This is a genomic window from Shewanella inventionis (assembly GCF_019931735.1).
GTDB classification, from domain to species: Bacteria; Pseudomonadota; Gammaproteobacteria; order Enterobacterales; family Shewanellaceae; genus Shewanella; species Shewanella inventionis.
Map to the genome: position 1 here is coordinate 4,814,257 of NZ_CP082926.1, position 17,380 is coordinate 4,831,636.

At 43.3% G+C, this 17,380-nt stretch carries 12 protein-coding genes, 1 other RNA gene and 1 pseudogene; 4 read left to right on the forward strand and 10 right to left on the reverse strand.

What is annotated here, in order from left to right; genetic code table 11:
• Positions 1-55 precede the first annotated feature (55 nt).
• From K8B83_RS21530 to K8B83_RS21555, 6 genes are all read right to left on the reverse strand, one after another.
• The gene (locus K8B83_RS21530) at positions 56-1,033 is read right to left on the reverse strand and encodes a transposase (protein WP_188735671.1); all 978 of its coding nucleotides are present in this window, start codon (positions 1,031-1,033) and stop codon (positions 56-58) included.
• A 300-nt stretch (positions 1,034-1,333) separates the two neighbouring features.
• Positions 1,334-1,891, reverse strand: coding sequence for a hypothetical protein (locus K8B83_RS21535; protein WP_188735673.1), 558 nt, complete (start codon positions 1,889-1,891; stop codon positions 1,334-1,336).
• 119 nt (positions 1,892-2,010) lie between these two features.
• The gene (locus tag K8B83_RS21540; protein WP_188735675.1) at positions 2,011-2,343 is read right to left on the reverse strand and encodes an immunity protein Imm33 domain-containing protein; all 333 of its coding nucleotides are present in this window, start codon (positions 2,341-2,343) and stop codon (positions 2,011-2,013) included.
• A 689-nt stretch (positions 2,344-3,032) separates the two neighbouring features.
• Positions 3,033-3,572, reverse strand: a complete 540-nt coding sequence (locus K8B83_RS21545) for a hypothetical protein (RefSeq protein WP_223420134.1) — start codon at positions 3,570-3,572, stop codon at positions 3,033-3,035.
• Between the two features lie 353 nt (positions 3,573-3,925).
• The gene (locus K8B83_RS21550; RefSeq protein ID WP_188735679.1) at positions 3,926-6,229 is read right to left on the reverse strand and encodes a YgiQ family radical SAM protein; all 2,304 of its coding nucleotides are present in this window, start codon (positions 6,227-6,229) and stop codon (positions 3,926-3,928) included.
• A 201-nt stretch (positions 6,230-6,430) separates the two neighbouring features.
• Positions 6,431-6,826 (reverse strand): MAPEG family protein, encoded by a 396-nt coding sequence (locus tag K8B83_RS21555; RefSeq protein WP_188735681.1) that lies wholly within the window; start codon positions 6,824-6,826, stop codon positions 6,431-6,433.
• A gap of 160 nt (positions 6,827-6,986) precedes the next feature.
• Between K8B83_RS21555 and K8B83_RS21560 the strand changes: the two genes are divergently transcribed.
• Both K8B83_RS21560 and K8B83_RS21565 read left to right on the forward strand, forming a co-directional pair.
• The gene (locus tag K8B83_RS21560) at positions 6,987-8,207 is read left to right on the forward strand and encodes a threonine/serine exporter family protein (RefSeq protein ID WP_188735683.1); all 1,221 of its coding nucleotides are present in this window, start codon (positions 6,987-6,989) and stop codon (positions 8,205-8,207) included.
• A gap of 190 nt (positions 8,208-8,397) precedes the next feature.
• Positions 8,398-10,044: a ShlB/FhaC/HecB family hemolysin secretion/activation protein gene (locus tag K8B83_RS21565; RefSeq protein WP_188735686.1), complete on the forward strand. Its 1,647-nt coding sequence runs from the start codon at positions 8,398-8,400 to the stop codon at positions 10,042-10,044.
• Between the two features lie 33 nt (positions 10,045-10,077).
• Here K8B83_RS21565 and K8B83_RS21775 read toward each other — a convergent pair.
• The 4 genes and pseudogenes from K8B83_RS21775 to rsmI all read right to left on the reverse strand — a co-directional run.
• Positions 10,078-10,272 (reverse strand): annotated as a pseudogene (locus K8B83_RS21775) (hypothetical protein); the annotation flags it as partial.
• A gap of 83 nt (positions 10,273-10,355) precedes the next feature.
• A complete protein-coding gene (locus K8B83_RS21575; protein ID WP_373284845.1) occupies positions 10,356-12,476 on the reverse strand; it encodes a TonB-dependent siderophore receptor in 2,121 nt (706 codons plus the stop codon).
• Positions 12,477-13,747: 1,271 nt separating this feature from the next.
• Positions 13,748-14,115: RNase P RNA component class A (rnpB, locus tag K8B83_RS21580), an RNA gene on the reverse strand.
• A gap of 54 nt (positions 14,116-14,169) precedes the next feature.
• Entirely contained in the window at positions 14,170-15,012 is an 843-nt protein-coding gene (rsmI, locus tag K8B83_RS21585) for a 16S rRNA (cytidine(1402)-2'-O)-methyltransferase (RefSeq protein WP_188735689.1), read from the reverse strand.
• Positions 15,013-15,101: 89 nt separating this feature from the next.
• Between rsmI and K8B83_RS21590 the strand changes: the two genes are divergently transcribed.
• Positions 15,102-16,934 carry a penicillin-binding protein activator gene (locus K8B83_RS21590; RefSeq protein WP_188735691.1) on the forward strand — a complete coding sequence of 611 codons (1,833 nt, stop codon included), beginning with the start codon at positions 15,102-15,104 and terminating at the stop codon, positions 16,932-16,934.
• Positions 16,931-17,257, forward strand: a complete 327-nt coding sequence (locus K8B83_RS21595) for a YraN family protein (protein WP_223418847.1) — start codon at positions 16,931-16,933, stop codon at positions 17,255-17,257. The genes K8B83_RS21590 and K8B83_RS21595 overlap by 4 nt, the downstream gene beginning before the upstream one ends.
• The last annotated feature ends 123 nt before the right edge of the window (positions 17,258-17,380 follow it).

Genomic DNA, 17,380 nt, shown 5'->3' on the forward strand with positions numbered 1-17,380 from the left:
AATCTTGATATCTATCAAGTGTTAGGTGAATTGTAATTTGATTGGGGATGATGACTTAAGCGCACAACCAGCGCTGACAATTTGCAGCGCCTTGTCGTCGTTTTCGGTCTAAATGCTCACAGTATTCAGTTAATGCGGGTAATGCTCCGACAGCACCTTTAAATAATGTACCAAATTCTGTGGTGATTTTAAGCCAATTATCTGCGGGGATGTTGAGCCTATTCAGTATGTCCTGGCTGCTTGAGCTAATGGCGCCATGCTTATCATCTCGAATTATCCGACCGGTATCTTCAACTAAGACGATGTAGTCTTTCACGCTGAACATGAGCCCGTTAGGCATATTTAAGCGCTCATTACCCACAAACGGTAATAACTCAGGTGGTTGCTCGCCTTTCATTGCTGAATTGATACGTCTTTGAATACTGGTGTAATCTGAGGTTTCAGGGGTTGCAGCCATTTTGGCTCTGACTGGGTTTAAATCCACATAAGCCATACAGGCTAAAACTGCGGCTTCATCAAGCAGAGCTTGAGACTTAAAGCGACCTTCCCAAAAGCGACCTGTGCACTTATCTTCTTTATTGGCCATTCTGGCGATGGGCTCACTGAGTGAGCGCATAAACCAACTGATATCAATTAAGCGTTTACGGTATTCGGTAATGCATTCATTAACCGTTTGAAGTTCAAACTGGTTAAGGTCTTCCTCTTTTAGGAACTTGTGCGTGAGTAACGTACCTTTAAAGCCCTTGTGCCATTGAATGAGCACTTCTTTATCTGACCACTTTTTTGCTTTGTCAGCATCAACTTTTATAACCACATGTAAGTGATTGCTCATCACGGCATAAGCACAGATATCAATGGCAAAGATGGTCGCTAACTCAAGAATGCGGGAATCGACCCACTCGCGCCGATGCTCAAAGTTCTCACCTGTTGAATTATCAATTCCACAAAGAAATGCCTTACGCACCACACGAGAACAGCAGTGGTAGTAAGGTGTATCTTCCAGGCTAACGATTGTCTGTCTTGGTCTGGCCATCTTTAATTACCGTTTGGAAAGGGTAAATAAAGCGTAGTTCAGCGTTCATTATTTCGCCAACTATTGTGGGTGGCCATGTAAATATTGTAACTCTGTCAATAAAGAGAGAGTTATTGTTTAACAAGGCTTTGGCATGTTCACAAGCCGCTATTTTTTCTTGTTCAAGACTCATAGTTTCAAAAGCGTATAACGCCCAACTTTGGGGCACAAATACATGGGCTAAAATAACGAGCGAAGCGAGGGAGCCCATGTGTTTGTGTCCCAGCGAACGCAGTGAGCGCCAACAGTTGTTTATTAGGCTCAGTTGAATCTGGCCTCGACGTTTAAAATTGCTGTTTCCGCTGTTGCAGGTAATAGCAAAAGCCATGTTTTTTCATACTCTTTGAGCTTTTGAACGACCTCTTGAGAGAAGTATCGACCGTTTACATCGAAACCTAATTTGTAAACTACGTACGCGGTTTCATCTTTTAATGTCGTAGAAATGATTTCAAAATCAGAATTTTTCAACATTGAAATTAGCTCTGGAGCTTGAGCTGCAACTCCATCATTAAGCCTTTGAAATGCTTCTTCATTTGAAATTGCCATGTACTCAGAAAAGTTGTTGAGTGAAAGTAGTGGCAACAATTCATTTTTTGCTTGTTCAGCTTTCGGTCCCTGAAGAGCATTATCAAAAGAAGCTCTAAACCTTTCCAGTGCGAGTGGGTGAATAAGAGAAGCCATTTGTTTAGTGTCGTAGACTCGCATTGCATCAATATAAGATGCCATAACATTATTAATATCAGTTTCGCCATCTGCAAATGTGTTCGCAGAGAATAAAAGGATAAAAGCAAGAAAATACCATTTAAAAAATTTGTTCATCAAATCCTCAATGCTTCTGAGCCTAACGCCTGCCACAACGGCTTGGGTGAGATGGCGGCTTTTGTGCGTCTTTTTGCACAAAAGGTGACAGCTTACCCAAGTCCGCTTGCTGGCACTTGTTATATGCTTTTAAGTTCCGAGTCATACCAAACATCTTCATAGTCTCCTGCGACTAAAAACCTATAGCCTGGAGGTAATGATAGATATTGTTCTACCTCGGGCAAATATTCTTTGATGTGGCTTACATGGAGAGGTTTAAAGAACTCTGTATCTTCAGACATTTCTTCACCGCACCAAACGTACCAACCACAAGTTCCATTTTCTGGAGGGTGGCGTAAACCATTAATTGGCAATTTACCGATTGTCTCGATTGCAATACCCAACTTTTCACTGCTTCTACTTGGAATAGGTATCACATCAAACTTTTTACATACATCCTTTTGAATTTGCACGAGCCCCCCTACCGCATATAACAGCTTATTGAAGGGCAAAACAAAATTAAAGTCGCCCTTTAAGTTATTGATTATTAACATCCTACATTTACTAACTTATTGATGTAAAGCGATTTAATTTAACTCCATTGACAAATAAAAGCGAGCTTGCACATTAAAAGTGGACTGAATTTTAGTCAAAAAATAAAAATACCTCTTATTCAAATGGTTACAAAATAAACAAATCGTTTATCGCACTACTTTAGTTTGATTATTAGCCAATTTAGCTTGAGTACACCTCAAAACCCATTACCACTATATTTATATACAGTGCACACCATTTAAAGGTGGCAGACATGGTTGGCACAGGATATTTATCCGACATTTGTAAGCCAGTTACAGATTAAAGTGTACAGATGAGAGAAGCACCACGACGTTAGTGGCCATAGGTACAAAAGTACAAGAAAACACCTGGATCCCGGCTCAAAAGCATTGCCGAGAAGACGTTCAACTAACCTGCGTTAGTTGCTAATTTACGACCCTAATCTGCTGCGGGCGAAGCGCCACGACGTTAGTGGCCGCAGGCCATAGTTAAAAGTACAAAAGTACAAAAGTACAAACAAACACCTGGGTCCCGGCTCACAAGCATTGCCGGGAAGACATATCTAATGATGGTTACTGTCGCTGAAAGCAAAATATGCTAAAACAAATTACTCATGCCCCCATGGCACTGGTGGTAATGCAACTGGTTTGGTTAAATCAAACTCTACCCTAAAATCGCGATTTTCGCGCTTTAAACGATACGTAAAAGTATGCGCTTCAATCATCATTTGCCACACATTGGTGACCGACTGATCTAGGCCATTTTGTTTAAAGTTAACGATGGATTCATCATCAACTGGAAACGATTGCATGTTGGCGGTACCCACATCGCGGGTGTCGCCACCGTACATGGTAACTTTATCTTCAGAGCCGTCTTTGTGGCGATGATCGTGTTTTAACCGTAAGCCTGTGTCAGTTTGGGTGATAACCCAGGTGCGTGAGTGATCGTCACCGACATGAAATGGTACTTTTAATTGAGTCTCGCTGCATTCGCGTACATGCATAATCAGTGCTTTACCGCTAAATCCATCATCTTCACTGCCACCAGCAGTGATTTTACCGGCAAATGCTTTGCCGCAAAGTTTGGCTATCGACTCAAAAAATTGTTGATGTTGCACTGAGTTCGCGGCGTGACTTGGGGCGATCATTAACACGGCACTACCGATTAATGCGCTAGTAAATAAACCACGTAAACTGCTCGTTTTAACCATGTTGCTGCTCCCTTGCTTATTGATATTTTTCTTGCACACAGAGTACACGCTTTGCGAAGTGATACCAATCAGGATAAATAAGTGTTCAGAGATTGCGTAGGAAAAATCGCTTAGAATAAGGCAGAAATTGCAGCGAGCTAGTTGTTCTAACTTCAAAATGTCTAACGACGTTATAAGTGGTTTTAACCAGTAAGAATGATCACATTCTTGTACTGATTGGTATGAAGCCCAGATAAACTAAACCCGCATAAATGCGGGTTTAGTGGTTAACGCGATATATAGCTAACTGACTATTTAGCGTATTTAGACTTAGTGGCCCAACCGGTTTTAGCGGGTCGTTTAGCCCCAGTTGCTTTAGCTGGCTGACCGCTGTTTTTTGCCGTTGCTTTTGGCTTTTGCCCTGTCGGTTTAGCTTTGGGTTTATCTGCGTTTGATGCCCCTTTACGGTCTTCAAACTGGTCGGCAGAAAAACGGGTCATGGCTTTTTGGCCACCTTGGTCTTTGGCTTTAGCAGTAGGCTTTTGGCCCCACTTCACTTTGTTTTGCTCGTTACGGGTTTCAGGCGGCACCAAATGCTGTGGGCCGTTACCAATTAAGTGTTCTTTACCCATAGCGATTAAGGCTTCACGGATCATCGGCCAGCCTGCTGGGTCGTGATAACGTAATAAAAACTTATGCAATTTACGTTGGCGACCTTTTTTAGGCACACTCACCTGCTCACTGTCGTGCTTCACGTTTTTAAGTGAGTTTAGCTCGGTATGATAAATGGTTGTTGCGTTAGCCATTGGCGATGGATAAAAGTTTTGCACTTGGTCCAGTTTAAACTTTTGCCCTTTTAGCCACAGCGCGAGATTTATCATGTCTTCATCGGTAGTGCCTGGGTGCGCCGAAATAAAGTACGGAATGAGGTATTGCTCTTTACCGGCTTCTTTTGAAAACTTATCAAACAATTCTTTAAACTTGTCGTAAGTGCCCATGCCAGGCTTCATCATTTTACTGAGTGGGCCTTCTTCGGTGTGCTCTGGGGCAATTTTTAAATAGCCGCCCACATGATGCTTGGCCAACTCTTTGATATAGGCAGGATCTTCAATGGCTAAATCGTAACGCACACCCGATGCAATGAGTACCTTTTTAATACCTGGCACATCACGAGCTGCGCGGTATAAGTCGATGGTGTGTTTATGATCTGTGCCAAGGTGTCCGCAAATAGACGGATACACACAAGACAAACGGCGACAGGTTTTTTCGGCCTTTTCGCTGGTACAGCCTAAGCGGTACATGTTGGCCGTTGGACCACCTAAATCAGAAATTACCCCAGTAAAACCCGGTACTTTTTCTTGAATGTCTTTAATTTCTTTAATGATCGACTCTTGCGAGCGGCTTTGAATAATTCGCCCTTCGTGCTCGGTGATCGAACAGAATGAACAGCCACCAAAACAACCACGCATAATGTTGATTGAGGTTTTGATCATGTCGTACGCAGGGATTTTCTCTTTGCCATAAACAGGGTGTGGCACACGCTGATAGGCTAAATCGAATACGGCGTCCATTTCATCGGTATTGAGTGGCCAAGCAGGTGGATTAACCCATACGCCACGGTTAGCGTCGTGCGGCTGAAATAGCGCTCGTGCACACCCAGGGTTTTGCTCTTGGTGTAAAATACGCGAGGCATGGGCATACAAATATTTGTCTTCGCTGACTTTGTCAAACGCAGGCAATAGCACATAGGTTTTTTCCCATGGCTTTGGACGAGGCGGTTGAATGCTAATTGGCTTGGGCGCATCGTTATCAAAAATTTTCTTATCGCTTGGACCTGACAACTTTTCACAGCCAACGTCGTCTGCACCATAAGGATTAGGAATAGGATCAATTTTGTGTAATTGATCAATTTTACGAGAGTCCATACCACGCCAACCTGGCATAGGGTCTTTACGCATTACCGCGGTGCCACGTACATCATCAATGTCACTAATGGCTTCGCCTGCAGCAATGCGGCGCGCCACTTCCATAAGCGGGCGTTCGGCATTTCCGTAAATTAAGATATCGGCTTTGGCGTCAAAAATGACACTGCGACGCACTTTATCTGACCAGTAATCGTAATGGGCAATGCGGCGTAAGCTGGCTTCAATACCACCAATGACAACTGGCACTTCTTTAAAGGCTTCTTTACAGCGCTGGGTATATACCGTTACAGCACGATCTGGGCGCTTACCACCTATATCGCCGGCAGTATAAGCATCATCATGGCGCAATTTACGGTCTGCAGTGTAGCGATTAATCATGGAGTCCATGTTGCCGGCGGTAACGCCAAAAAACAGGTTTGGCCGACCTAATTGCATAAAGTCGTCTTTGCTGGACCAATCTGGCTGCGAAATAATCCCCACTCGATAACCTTGAGCTTCAAGCATACGGCCAATTACGGCCATACCAAAACTTGGATGGTCTACATATGCATCGCCCGTTACGATGATAATATCGCAACTATCCCAGCCTAGCGTGTTCATCTCTTTTCGAGACATGGGCAAAAATGGCGCAGTACCAAAACTGTGCGCCCAATACTTGGGATAACTAAATAACGTTGACTCAACTTGCATGTATATAACCTAAATCAATGGAGAGAAGCGTGTACCGAGTCCGGTAGCAATATCGCGTGCGGCCGCATTAACGGACGCGGAGTATAGCAGTACAGAAGCATTAAGTGTGACTAAAAAAGCAGCAAAAGTGAAATATTTTTATCGTTAAATAACCCTAAAAAAAGTGGTGATATGCTGATAATACCACCACTGTCAAAGCACTTATAAACCTAAAAAGAAGCCAATATTAGCCACAGCTAAAACCAGCAGTACAATCCAGGTCGCCAGTACCCCCCAAAAACGCCCAAAGTGATAACCGCCTTGCCCTTGGTTTAGCCCAATTGCGTGTAATAAACGCGCTACAATCCAAACTGTACCTAAACAGTGTATTAAGTAGGCGGGCATGCCATTTAACTCTGCCAACGCCAACAAAATAAGTACTACTGGTGCGTTTTCAATTAAATTACCGTGCGCCCTAATGGCAATAGACAGCCCCTGGTGACCACCATCACCAATGCCTATTTTATTGGCTCGACGAAATTTAACCACTTTGTATGATAATGCTAAAACCAAAAGCGCCGTTAAGCCTGCGTATAAACCTGTTACCATCAATGTCATGTGTTATTCCTTTTTTATTTTGACATCAACATTTAATATGACAATGCTAATGTGACTTAAAGCAACATTTTGAATCAGTTTGGCTATAAACACACGCACTAATCGGTTAATATTCGCGCCCAAATAAGCCCTATACCCTAACAAGAGTGACTATCGCCCAGTGGATAATCAGGATTTTTTAGAAAAACGTCGATTTATCATAAAATTAGGTAAAGCCTTACATAAGTTTGGCACACCGGCATATCGCTTAGAATCTCACTTGCAAACAGTTTGTAGTACCTTAGGTATCGAAGGATATTTTTTAATATCGCCCACTTCAATGACCTTTGTACTGCAACACGACACCGAACAAGAATATAACCATGTAGCACGCGTTAAACCTGGCGACCTTGATTTAGGATCTTTGGCGCGCACATTTGAGCTAGTTGAAGAACTGAGCTCTGGTCAACGCACCTTACAAGAAGCGCTAGAACGCTTAGAAGAAATAGCCAATAAACCTAACCCCTATGGTCACAAGTTAACATTATTAGCTTTTGGCTCAAGTGCCGGGGCATTTGCCATGTTAATGGGTACCGGTTGGCATGATGTTTTTTGGTCAGCGATGCTTGGGTTATTAGTATACAGCCTAGTATTTTGGGCTGAGCGCTCTAAACGCGTTGCTGAAATGCTAGAACCTATGGCAGCGGTGATGTGTGCAATTTTAGCCACGGCTATTTCGCAGTTTGACCCCAGCATTAATTTACCAGTGACCATTTTATCGGGAATTATTATCTTTGTGCCGGGCTTGGCGCTAACGCTTGGCTTAGCAGAGCTTGCGGCGCGTGATTTAATCTCTGGTACGGCGCGCATTATGGATGCGGTAATGCAGTTATTTAAACTGTATTTTGGCGCTGTGCTGGGTATGACCATAGGTAAAGCCATATTTGGTGAAGTCACTTATATTGACCCCATTCCACTGCCGCGGTGGGCAATTTGGTCGGCAGTGCCGTTATTGTCGATGTCGTTAGTGATCATTTTTAAAGCGCGCCTTAAAGACTCGCCCTGGGGTGTTTTTGCCGGGATAGTGGCCTTTTTCTCGGCCATGCTTGGTGGTATTTACTTAGGTGAGTCGATTGGCATTTTTGTTGGCGCGCTGGCCGTTGGCATATACTCAAACCTCTATGCCCGCTGGATGAAAGCCCCTGTGTCGATAGCGTTATTGCAAGGCATTGTTATTTTGGTGCCTGGCAGTAAAACCTATATTGGTTTAAACGCTCTGATATCGGGTGAAACTATGCTTAACCAAGCACATTTAGGCTCGCAAATCTTTTTAATTTTTATGTCGTTAATTGCAGGCCTTATCTTTGCAAACGTTGTGGTGCCTCCAAGACGATCATTGTAAAAACAACATCAGGTTAATGCGACATACGCAAGATTATCGGGGCTGCAAACTATGCAGCCCCGATGCTTTTTGACCATGATATAAAAACGTTAAATACTTGACTATTTTACGATTCAAGTGTGTTATGACTTAAAGCGTTAACGCAAAGCGCACTAAAAAAACAACAAAAATCTATCATTAGGACGAGTTTATGCCAAAAGTAGTCATGGCAGCCTTTTTTATCGTCATCTTGCTTTTTCACCCTAGCCTCAGTGCTAATGATGCGCCGGTAGCCAATCTGCCCGCCGCCTCAACGACAAACAAGCATGATGTTGATGAGGTCGCTAATATCGTCATTATCAGCCACCCTATTTTTGATGAGTCAGCCCCAGACGCGATTTTTTTACATCGTTGGGCAAACTACCTACATATCAACACTAAAGAGTCGACTATTCTTAACAGTTTAAGTTTTGAAGTAGGCGATAACATTACTGAAAAAGATCTTGAAGAAGCCCAGCGCTTACTACGCTACGAACCCTATATCCGTGACGCCGAAATCAATATTGCTCGCAAAGACCCAATGGCTGAAGACAATATTGAAAATGTTGTACTGGTTGAAACGTGGGATAACTGGTCTTTGTTACCCACTGTGAGTCTGAGTAAGAATGGCGGTGACACTAAATATTCATTTGGAATAAAAGAAGATAACTTACTTGGGTTAGGGGTTAAAACCCAAATTAAGTACCAGTCTAGCGCTGATCGCACCGGCTATAAATTTGCCTTTGATGCCCCAGTAAGATGGGTAAAACATGGCAACATCGCCGTCGATTTTTATGATAACAGTGACGGCCAGGCCTCTGCTTTAGCCTTTAACAAACCTTTTTACACCCTCGACACAAAAGACATGTATGGCGTAGCCTGGTCAACTGACACCCGTATTGACACCCTCAGACAAAACGGTAAAGACATTTACGAGTTTGAACACATCATTGATTACGCCAATATAGGTTTTGGTTGGTTACTCAATAAACAAGATGATTACTTACAACGAATTAGCCTTGGGATCACTCAGGATAAACACACATTTAATCACATTGAAATGTTCCCAGACTCTACATTGCCGTTTGATCGCGACTTTATATACCCCTGGTTAAGTTACGAGTACTTACAAGATCAATACACTGTGCTTAATAACATTCATTTAATCAATAATAATGAAGACTTTAACCTAGGTTGGCGCCATGTTGTTACCCTAGGCTTAGAAACCAATGACGTGGCGAACAATGCAAAATTGGGCTACCACCTAAATTTACTCACCACCCGTGGCTGGCAACAAGATAATCAATTACTGCTAATGACGCTAAATGGCCAGGCGGATATAGAAACAGGGCAACAAGATTTTTATAATGCCAGTTTAGCGGCAGAGTATTTTCATCAAATTAACCCTAAGTGGACAGCCTATACCAAAGCAAAGATCGCTACATCGCATAATAATTATTTAGACCAAACCTTCGCTTTAGGTGATGAAACAGGCGTACGAGGCTATCCAAATGACTATCAACATGGCGATAATCAATGGTTGTTCACCGGCGAAATCCGTTATTACCCTAACATCAACTTATACCAGCTAGCCGAATTAGGCTGGGCAATGTTTGCAGATGTCGGCCATGCTTTTGGTGGCTCAGATGAATTAAATGAAGTCACTGATATTATTGGCAGTGTCGGCATTGGCGCAAGGTTGTACTCATCTAAATCAAGTTATGGCAACGTTGCCCATATTGATATCGCCATGCCAATGACATCGGGAAATGACATCAACGCTTGGGAGTTTCGATTCCAGGTTAAAGACCATTTTTAACGCTAAGCTCGGTTTATCAATACTACCGAGCCTAGGGTCTGTTGATCTTTCAAGATTGTTTTTGCAGCGAATTGTTGGTCTTTTATACAAGGCAGAGACTTTGAGGTGTAGTTATTCTACATAAAAAGTCGATAACGCAGTAAAAATGGCCAACAAACGCTGCCTGAAAGGTTCGGCTAAAAACGTTTTACTCTTTGTTGAATGGATTTTGCTTAGATGACTAGGCATCAATCCATTCGCCTCGATTAAAACGTTTTTAACTCGAACAAAATTCAAACAGCAAAGATCAACAGACCCTAGCGACTACAACATTAAAATTGATGCGATACTTGTAAGACAACTTCCCTCGGCGCGCCAGGAAAATGACCGTTGCGCTCAGAAAATCCACTTACTGCGTATTCTTTATCAAATAGGTTTTTCACATTTAACTGGTATTGAGTTTGCTGCCATGTGATGGTCCAGCTCATATCAAACACGGTATAAGGTTTTACGATTTGTGCATCTGCGCTGACTTGCTCACTGACATAATCGGCACCAAATGCAACGGCTGAATGCAAACTGTCAATATCATAACGGGTCCATAATCCCGCCTGGTGACGAGGGGCATTAGCAAATCGACTGCCATCTGCATAGGTGTCATCAAGATCACCCTGGGTCACGCGAGCATCGTTGTAAGCGTAATTAGCCATAATGGTCCAGTCGGTTGTGATATCACCAACCAAAGTAAACTCAACACCTTTGCTTTCAACTTCACCTAAATTAACGAGTGCTGCAATCCCATCGTCTGCACCCGTATCATCTGGGTTGCTCATGGCGACATCTTTTTTATTGATGTGGTAAATAGCAAGTGTGGTCATCATTTGGCCATTAAACCATTGATTTTTGACACCCAGCTCAACTTGATCGCCAATTTCAGGTGATAAACCGCCATCTAAGTCGGCATCTTCTTGATCGCCAATAGACGTTGGATTAAAGCTTTCAGAGTAGTTCACATAAAATGAGGTGTCTGGTGAGTATTTGTAAACCACGCCTGCGCGTGGCGACACGTGCTCGTCGCTAAATTCAAAACCGCTCTCTTTGTCATAATCATTAAAATGATCATAACGTAGGCCAACTAATAACAACCACTTGTCGGTTAATGTGATTTGGTCTTGAGCGTACAAACCCGTACGTTCGGTTTTTTCACCGTCGCGATTTTGATCCGTCAATATGTAATCAGCTGAGTCGCTTTGACCATAATTTAGCTCAAATATATTCAGGTTGGCTACGCCATCGGCTTCGTAACGTGCGCGCCAATAATCATATTCACTGTCTACATGATGATAATCAGCGCCAAACAACACCGTTTGCTCTATTGCGCTTTCAAGGCGATAAACAAAGTCAGTGGTAAGACTCAGCTCTTGATTAGCACGGTATTGTTTGCGGTATTCACGTTTAATGGTTTCATCATCAACATTGGCTTCACCGTCGCCATTAACATCAACCCAGCCTTGCGACTCGTGATACCCTTGAACCCGTTCGTTATCAACATAGCGCACCTTGGTATCTACGCTAAAATTGTCACTAAAAAAGTGCTCTAATTGCGCTTGCAGCACTAATGCCTCTAAATCCTGATAGTCAGACGCTTCATTGGCGTTATAACTTGGGTCAACCAAAAAATTACCCTCATCATCGACTGGAACTCCACGTAACCGACTGCCGCCCAAATCTTGCTTAATATAATCAACCATAGTGGTTAGTGCGGTGTTATCGTCAAGCTGAAATAGTAACCCACCCGCTAACTCAGTATTTTTAGCGTCGGCATTATTACGAAAGCTGTCTTTTTGCTCATAAAAAGCACCAAGACGATAAGCAAGATTATCTGTTAAACCGCCTTTTGAGTCTATTGAGCCACCGACGCGGTCATAATCACCCACAATCATTGTCACTTCAGTCTCTTTTTCGAAACTTGGCTTTTTAGTGACATAATTAATCATGCCACCTGGCTCTCCGCCACCGTATAGCGCAGCCGCAGGACCTTTTAATACTTCGACACGCTCAACGTTAAATAATTGTGGGATACCAAAGTCAGAAAAAGGATCGCCGCGCATTCCGTCATAAAACACATTGCTGTCATCACGAAAACCACGAAAGGTTACACCAGAGTAACTGTAAGCGCTCACTCCTGCGATAGAACGATATAAATCAGTAATTTCGCGCGCGGCCTGGTCAACAATCAGTTGTTCATTTAGTACTTGCGCCGATTGCGGCAAGTCCATCATGTCAGTTTCAACTTTAGTACCAACAGAGCTTGAAGACTCAAGATAGAATGTTTGCGCTCTACCCATTACTGAAATTTTTTCGATTGATTCTGTTGGCTCTGTATTAGCAGGCTCATTAGCACTGACACTCATTACAGGTAACAATAGGCTGAACAACCCAAGATTAACCATTTTCAATTGCATATATCTCTCAACGACAGCATTAAAATTGGTCGGCAATATAGCACCAAACACAAATGCTAACTATTATCATTTAATAATTTACATTTGTTTGTGTTGTTGGCTAAATGTTGGAATTTATGATGATTTTACACATATTGGTAAAACAAAAAGCCTCGCATTGCTGCAAGGCCTTTCATATTAAAGAGGTTGAGTTGGCCGATAAGTCGCCATGACTTGGTTTAGCGCGGAGTGGATAGTTATTTGACCACATCAGTGCGGGCAATACCCTCACGCACTATGGTGTGAGTAAAACACAAAAGGCCTCACATTGCTGCAAGGCCTTCTATTTCGAAAGGTTTGAGTTGGCCGATAAGCCGCCATGCCTTGGTTGAGCGTGGAGTGGACAGTTATTTATTTGACCACATCAGTGTTGGCAATACCCTCACGCACTATGGTGTGAGTAAAAAAACAAAAGGCCTCACATTGCTGTGAGGCCTTCTATTTCGAAAGGTTTGAGTTGGCCGATAAGTCGCCATGCCTTGGTTGAGCGTGGAGTGGACAGTTATTTATTTGACCACATCAGTGCCGGCAATACCCTCACGCACTAAGGTGTGAGTCAAAAAACAAAAGGCCTCGCATTGCTGCAAGGCCTTTCATATTAAAGAGGTTGAGTTGGCCGATAAGTCGCCATGCCTTGGTTGAGCGTGGAGTGGACAGTTATTTATTTGACCACATCAGTGTTGGCAATACCCTCACGCACTATGGTGTGAGTAAAAAACAAAAGGCCTCGCATTGCTGCAAGGCCTTTCATATTAAAGAGGTTGAGTTGGCCGATAAGTCGCCATGCCTTGGTTTAGCGCGCAGTGGACAGTTATTTATTTGACCACATCAGTGCCGGCAATACCCTCACGCACTATGGTGTGAGTAAAAAACAAAAGGCCTCGCATTGCTGCAAGGCCTTCTATTTCGAAAGGTTTGAGTTGGCCGATAAGTCGCCATGCCTTGGTTGAGCGCGGAGTGGATAGTTATTTATTTGACCACATCAGTGCCGGCAATACCCTCACGCACTATGGTGTGAGTAAAAAACAAAAGGCCTCGCATTGCTGCAAGGCCTTTCATATTAAAGAGGTTGAGTTGGCCGATAAGCCGCCATGCCTTGGTTGAGCGTGGAGTGGACAGTTATTTATTTGACCACATCAGTGCCGGCAATACCCTCACGCACTATGGTGTGAGTAAAAAACAAAAGGCCTCGCATTGCTGCAAGGCCTTTCATATTAAAGAGGTTGAGTTGGCCGATAAGCCGGGTCCTGTCGTGGACAGTTATTCATCTAGGCCTGCAATCACTCACAGGCTCAAGCAACCTACCCGGTTCCTACGCGAGCAGCGCATATACTATTTAAAGTAATGGAACCCTATTTGGTCTTGCTTCGGGTAGAGTTTACCTTGCTACGGACTATTGCTAGCCGCACGGTGCGCTCTTACCGCACCCTTTCACCCTTACCACTTTAGCCAAAGCTAAAATGGCGGTCTCCTCTCTGTTGCACTTGTCGTCGGTTCACACCGCCCAGGCGTTACCTGGTACCCTGCTCTTTGAAGCCCGGACTTTCCTCCCCGTACCTAAGTACGCGGCAACTGTCTGGCCAACTCGGCGCGGATTATAGCCTAAGCAAGCCGACAAACCAATGTTAAAAAGCATTCGCGGTTATAAATCCAGTTCTAGGCCGTATTTATACAAGGCATTTTTCTTTAAGCCGTGAATTTGAGCTGCAATAGCGGCGGCTTTTTTAAGCGGTAATTCTTCACTTAACAGTTTTAATGTAGCTACAGCAACGGCAGGTATACCTTCTTCATCAGACAATGCAAAACCGTGGCACATTAACACAATTTCACCTTTCTGCTGATTGTCGTCAGCTTCTACCATTGCCAGTACTTCTGCTGCGGTTCCGGTTAAGAATGTTTCAAAGGTTTTAGTCACCTCACGCGCCATAACCACTTGCCTATCGTCTCCAAGCACTTGTGCTATCGCGCTTAAACTATATACAATTCGATGTGGAGACTCGTAAAAGATAAGGGTTCGAGGATCTTCTTTGAGCATTTCAAGTTTGTCGATACGGGCTTTTTCTTTTGATGGTAAAAAACCCTCAAAGCTAAAACGATCTGACGGCAAACCAGAAGCACTTAATGCTGTAATCGCGGCGCATGCGCCAGGTAAAGGCACAACGCGATAACCCGCTTGGCGAACATGATTAACGAGATGATATCCAGGATCTGAAATCAACGGTGTGCCAGCATCTGATATCAGTGCAATCGATTTGCCTGAGGCTAATTGCTCAACAATCCACTGAGCACGGTCGCGCTCATTATGGTCATGCAAAGCCGTTTTACGGGTTTCAATACCAAAATGGCTCAGCAACTTGCCACTGTGCCTCGTGTCTTCACAAGCGATTAAATCGACCTGTTGCAGCACCTCTAATGCACGAGCGCTAATGTCGCCTAAATTGCCGATAGGGGTGGGAACAATATACAGCGAGACCATTTGGTCCATAATTACCTCAATAATGAATCTACCTGATACTTTCGCCAAGCGTAAGAGCAGGTTAAACTAGTAACAGTATCTTACCAGAGTGAAGCCAAGTGTTAAAAAGACTGAATACAACAAAATTAGTGTGCGCGATGATTTTCTCTGTCTTGTTGGTAGGTTGTGCTACCGAGCAACAGCGAAAGCAAAGAGAATACGTTGAAATAAGCACATCATTGGTTGCCGCCGAACATCCGGCTAAAATCTACTTAACCGAAGCCAAAAATAGCAGTTTACCAGAAAAGCGTGACCGTTATTTATTACTGGCGGCTCATGCATACATTAATAATGGTAACGTTAACTCTGCTACTAATATTTTAACCTCAATGCAAAAGTCGATGGTTAATGTGCCTACGCTACAAGCAGAACATATTTACTTACGCGCTCGCATCGCTGAAAAAACAACCAGCAGTGAGGCCGCATTAGATATCTTGCAATATCCACCACATTGGCAGCTTCCTCGCTGGCAAATGGCGAGCTATCATCAATATAAAGCTAAACTGTTTAAAAATACTCAACAATCAATTGATCAAGTCAAGCAACTGAGCTTACTGAGTAATTACTTACCTAAGTCTGAAACGACAACGGTTAATAATGTCATTTGGGCAATTTTACAGCCATTACAAGAAGAAACCGTGCAATCATTTATGCGCGATCCTTCTAACCCCATTTTTGCTGGTTGGTTACAATTATCATACATTGCAAAACACTATGCGGTTGAACCAACGCAGCTTGTTCGTTACCTTGGCGAATGGCAGCGTAATAATCCTTATCACCCAGCGGCCATAAAGCTGCCTGCTGATTTAGAAAAAGCCTTAAGCGCTAAGCCATTTAGGCCACAAAACATTGCCGTGCTTTTACCGTTAACCGGCCCTCGCGCTGCGGTTGCCGAGCCAATTCGCCAAGGAATTCTGGCCAGCTATTTGTCTGAATATGATATCAATGTCGCCATTAACTTTTATGACACTCAATTAGGTATTTTAGCGGCGTATAATGAGGCCGTCACTCAAGGCGCTGAATTTATCATTGGGCCGTTATTACCAAATGAAGTAGAAGAGCTGCAAAAAATAAACGATAAGCAAAAGAGTACAATTCCGCAGCTTTATTTAAATCAAACTGAGCATTTTAATCCACAGCCGAACCAGTTTTACTTTTCGCTATCGCCTGCACAGGAAGCCAGCGACGCCGCGCATAAACTGTTCAGTGATGGTGTGAAATTACCACTATTATTGGCCAGTAACGACCCTATTGGTAAACGCATGGCCGACAGCTTTAAACAAACCTGGCTAAGCTTAACCAGCAACCATGCAGAAGTGCATTATTACGATGCAGGCGATCAAATGAAGGTGACGGTCCAAACTGCATTGGGCGTTAATGACAGCCAGGCTCGAATTAGCAGAATGCGTGATTTGCTGGGCAGTCGTCTTGAATCAGATTTTCGTTCTCGCCAGGATATTGATGCGATTTACCTGATTTCAGGCTCGCAAGACCTTGCCTTATTAAAACCGTTTTTAGACGTTAACTTTAGTGTGTTTTCAACGCCTATTGCGCTTTATACAAGCAGCCGCAGCCGTGTTGAAAATGAGTCATCTCAAACGGCGCAAGATTTAAATAACTTAATGATTAGCGATATTCCTTGGTTAATGCGTCAAAGTTCAGAAACTCAGCTGGTTTCTGAACTTTGGAGCAGTTGGAGCAACAGTCAAAAGCGTCTTTACGTGATGGGGTTTGACTCGCTCGAACTGGTCAATCGTTTAGCGCAGATGAGGGCATTCCCGGGTTACCAATTTATGGGCCGTAGTGGTGCATTATCGGTTAAGCCAAATGGCGTTATTGAGCGCCAATTATCATGGGGTAAATACACTCAAGGGCAACTAAAACCGCTATGAATCGCGGCCAGTTAGCAGAGCAACGCTCCAGAACTTATCTTGAACAACAAGGTCTGATCTTTGTAGAAGCTAACGTTCGTTATCCATTTGGTGAAATAGATTTAGTGATGCGCCAACATGATGTATGGGTATTTGTTGAAGTGAAATTTAGGGCATCGAACCAATTTGGTGGTGCAATCAATGCGCTAACTCACAAGCAAATTACCCGTATTCGCAAGGCTGCTGATCATTATTTACAACGGCAAAAACTCAATCCACCCTGCCGTTTTGATGTTATCGCAATGAGTGCAAATGAAATAAACTGGCTACAAGGTTGTTTTTAAGCCACAACTGATTACCAATTCTTGGTTTTGTGGCATCATATATCCAAATTACCGATGCGGATTAATTTGCAAAAAAGCTTATTACCGATGTGGGTAGATATTATTTATCGTAAGGATTGTTGC

Bases quoted from the DNA above. Each gene is read 5' to 3' on its own strand.
- K8B83_RS21595 (WP_223418847.1), top strand. From the start codon at position 16,931: ATGAATCGCGGCCAGTTAGCAGAGCAACGCTCCAGAACTTATCTTGAA.
- K8B83_RS21530 (WP_188735671.1), bottom strand. From the start codon at position 1,033: ATGGCCAGACCAAGACAGACAATCGTTAGCCTGGAAGATACACCTTAC.
- K8B83_RS21575 (WP_373284845.1), bottom strand. From the start codon at position 12,476: ATGGTTAATCTTGGGTTGTTCAGCCTATTGTTACCTGTAATGAGTGTC.
- K8B83_RS21550 (WP_188735679.1), bottom strand. From the start codon at position 6,229: ATGCAAGTTGAGTCAACGTTATTTAGTTATCCCAAGTATTGGGCGCAC.
- K8B83_RS21565 (WP_188735686.1), top strand. From the start codon at position 8,398: ATGCCAAAAGTAGTCATGGCAGCCTTTTTTATCGTCATCTTGCTTTTT.
- K8B83_RS21545 (WP_223420134.1), bottom strand. From the start codon at position 3,572: ATGATCGCCCCAAGTCACGCCGCGAACTCAGTGCAACATCAACAATTT.
- K8B83_RS21555 (WP_188735681.1), bottom strand. From the start codon at position 6,826: ATGACATTGATGGTAACAGGTTTATACGCAGGCTTAACGGCGCTTTTG.
- K8B83_RS21535 (WP_188735673.1), bottom strand. From the start codon at position 1,891: ATGAACAAATTTTTTAAATGGTATTTTCTTGCTTTTATCCTTTTATTC.
- rsmI (WP_188735689.1), bottom strand. From the start codon at position 15,012: ATGGACCAAATGGTCTCGCTGTATATTGTTCCCACCCCTATCGGCAAT.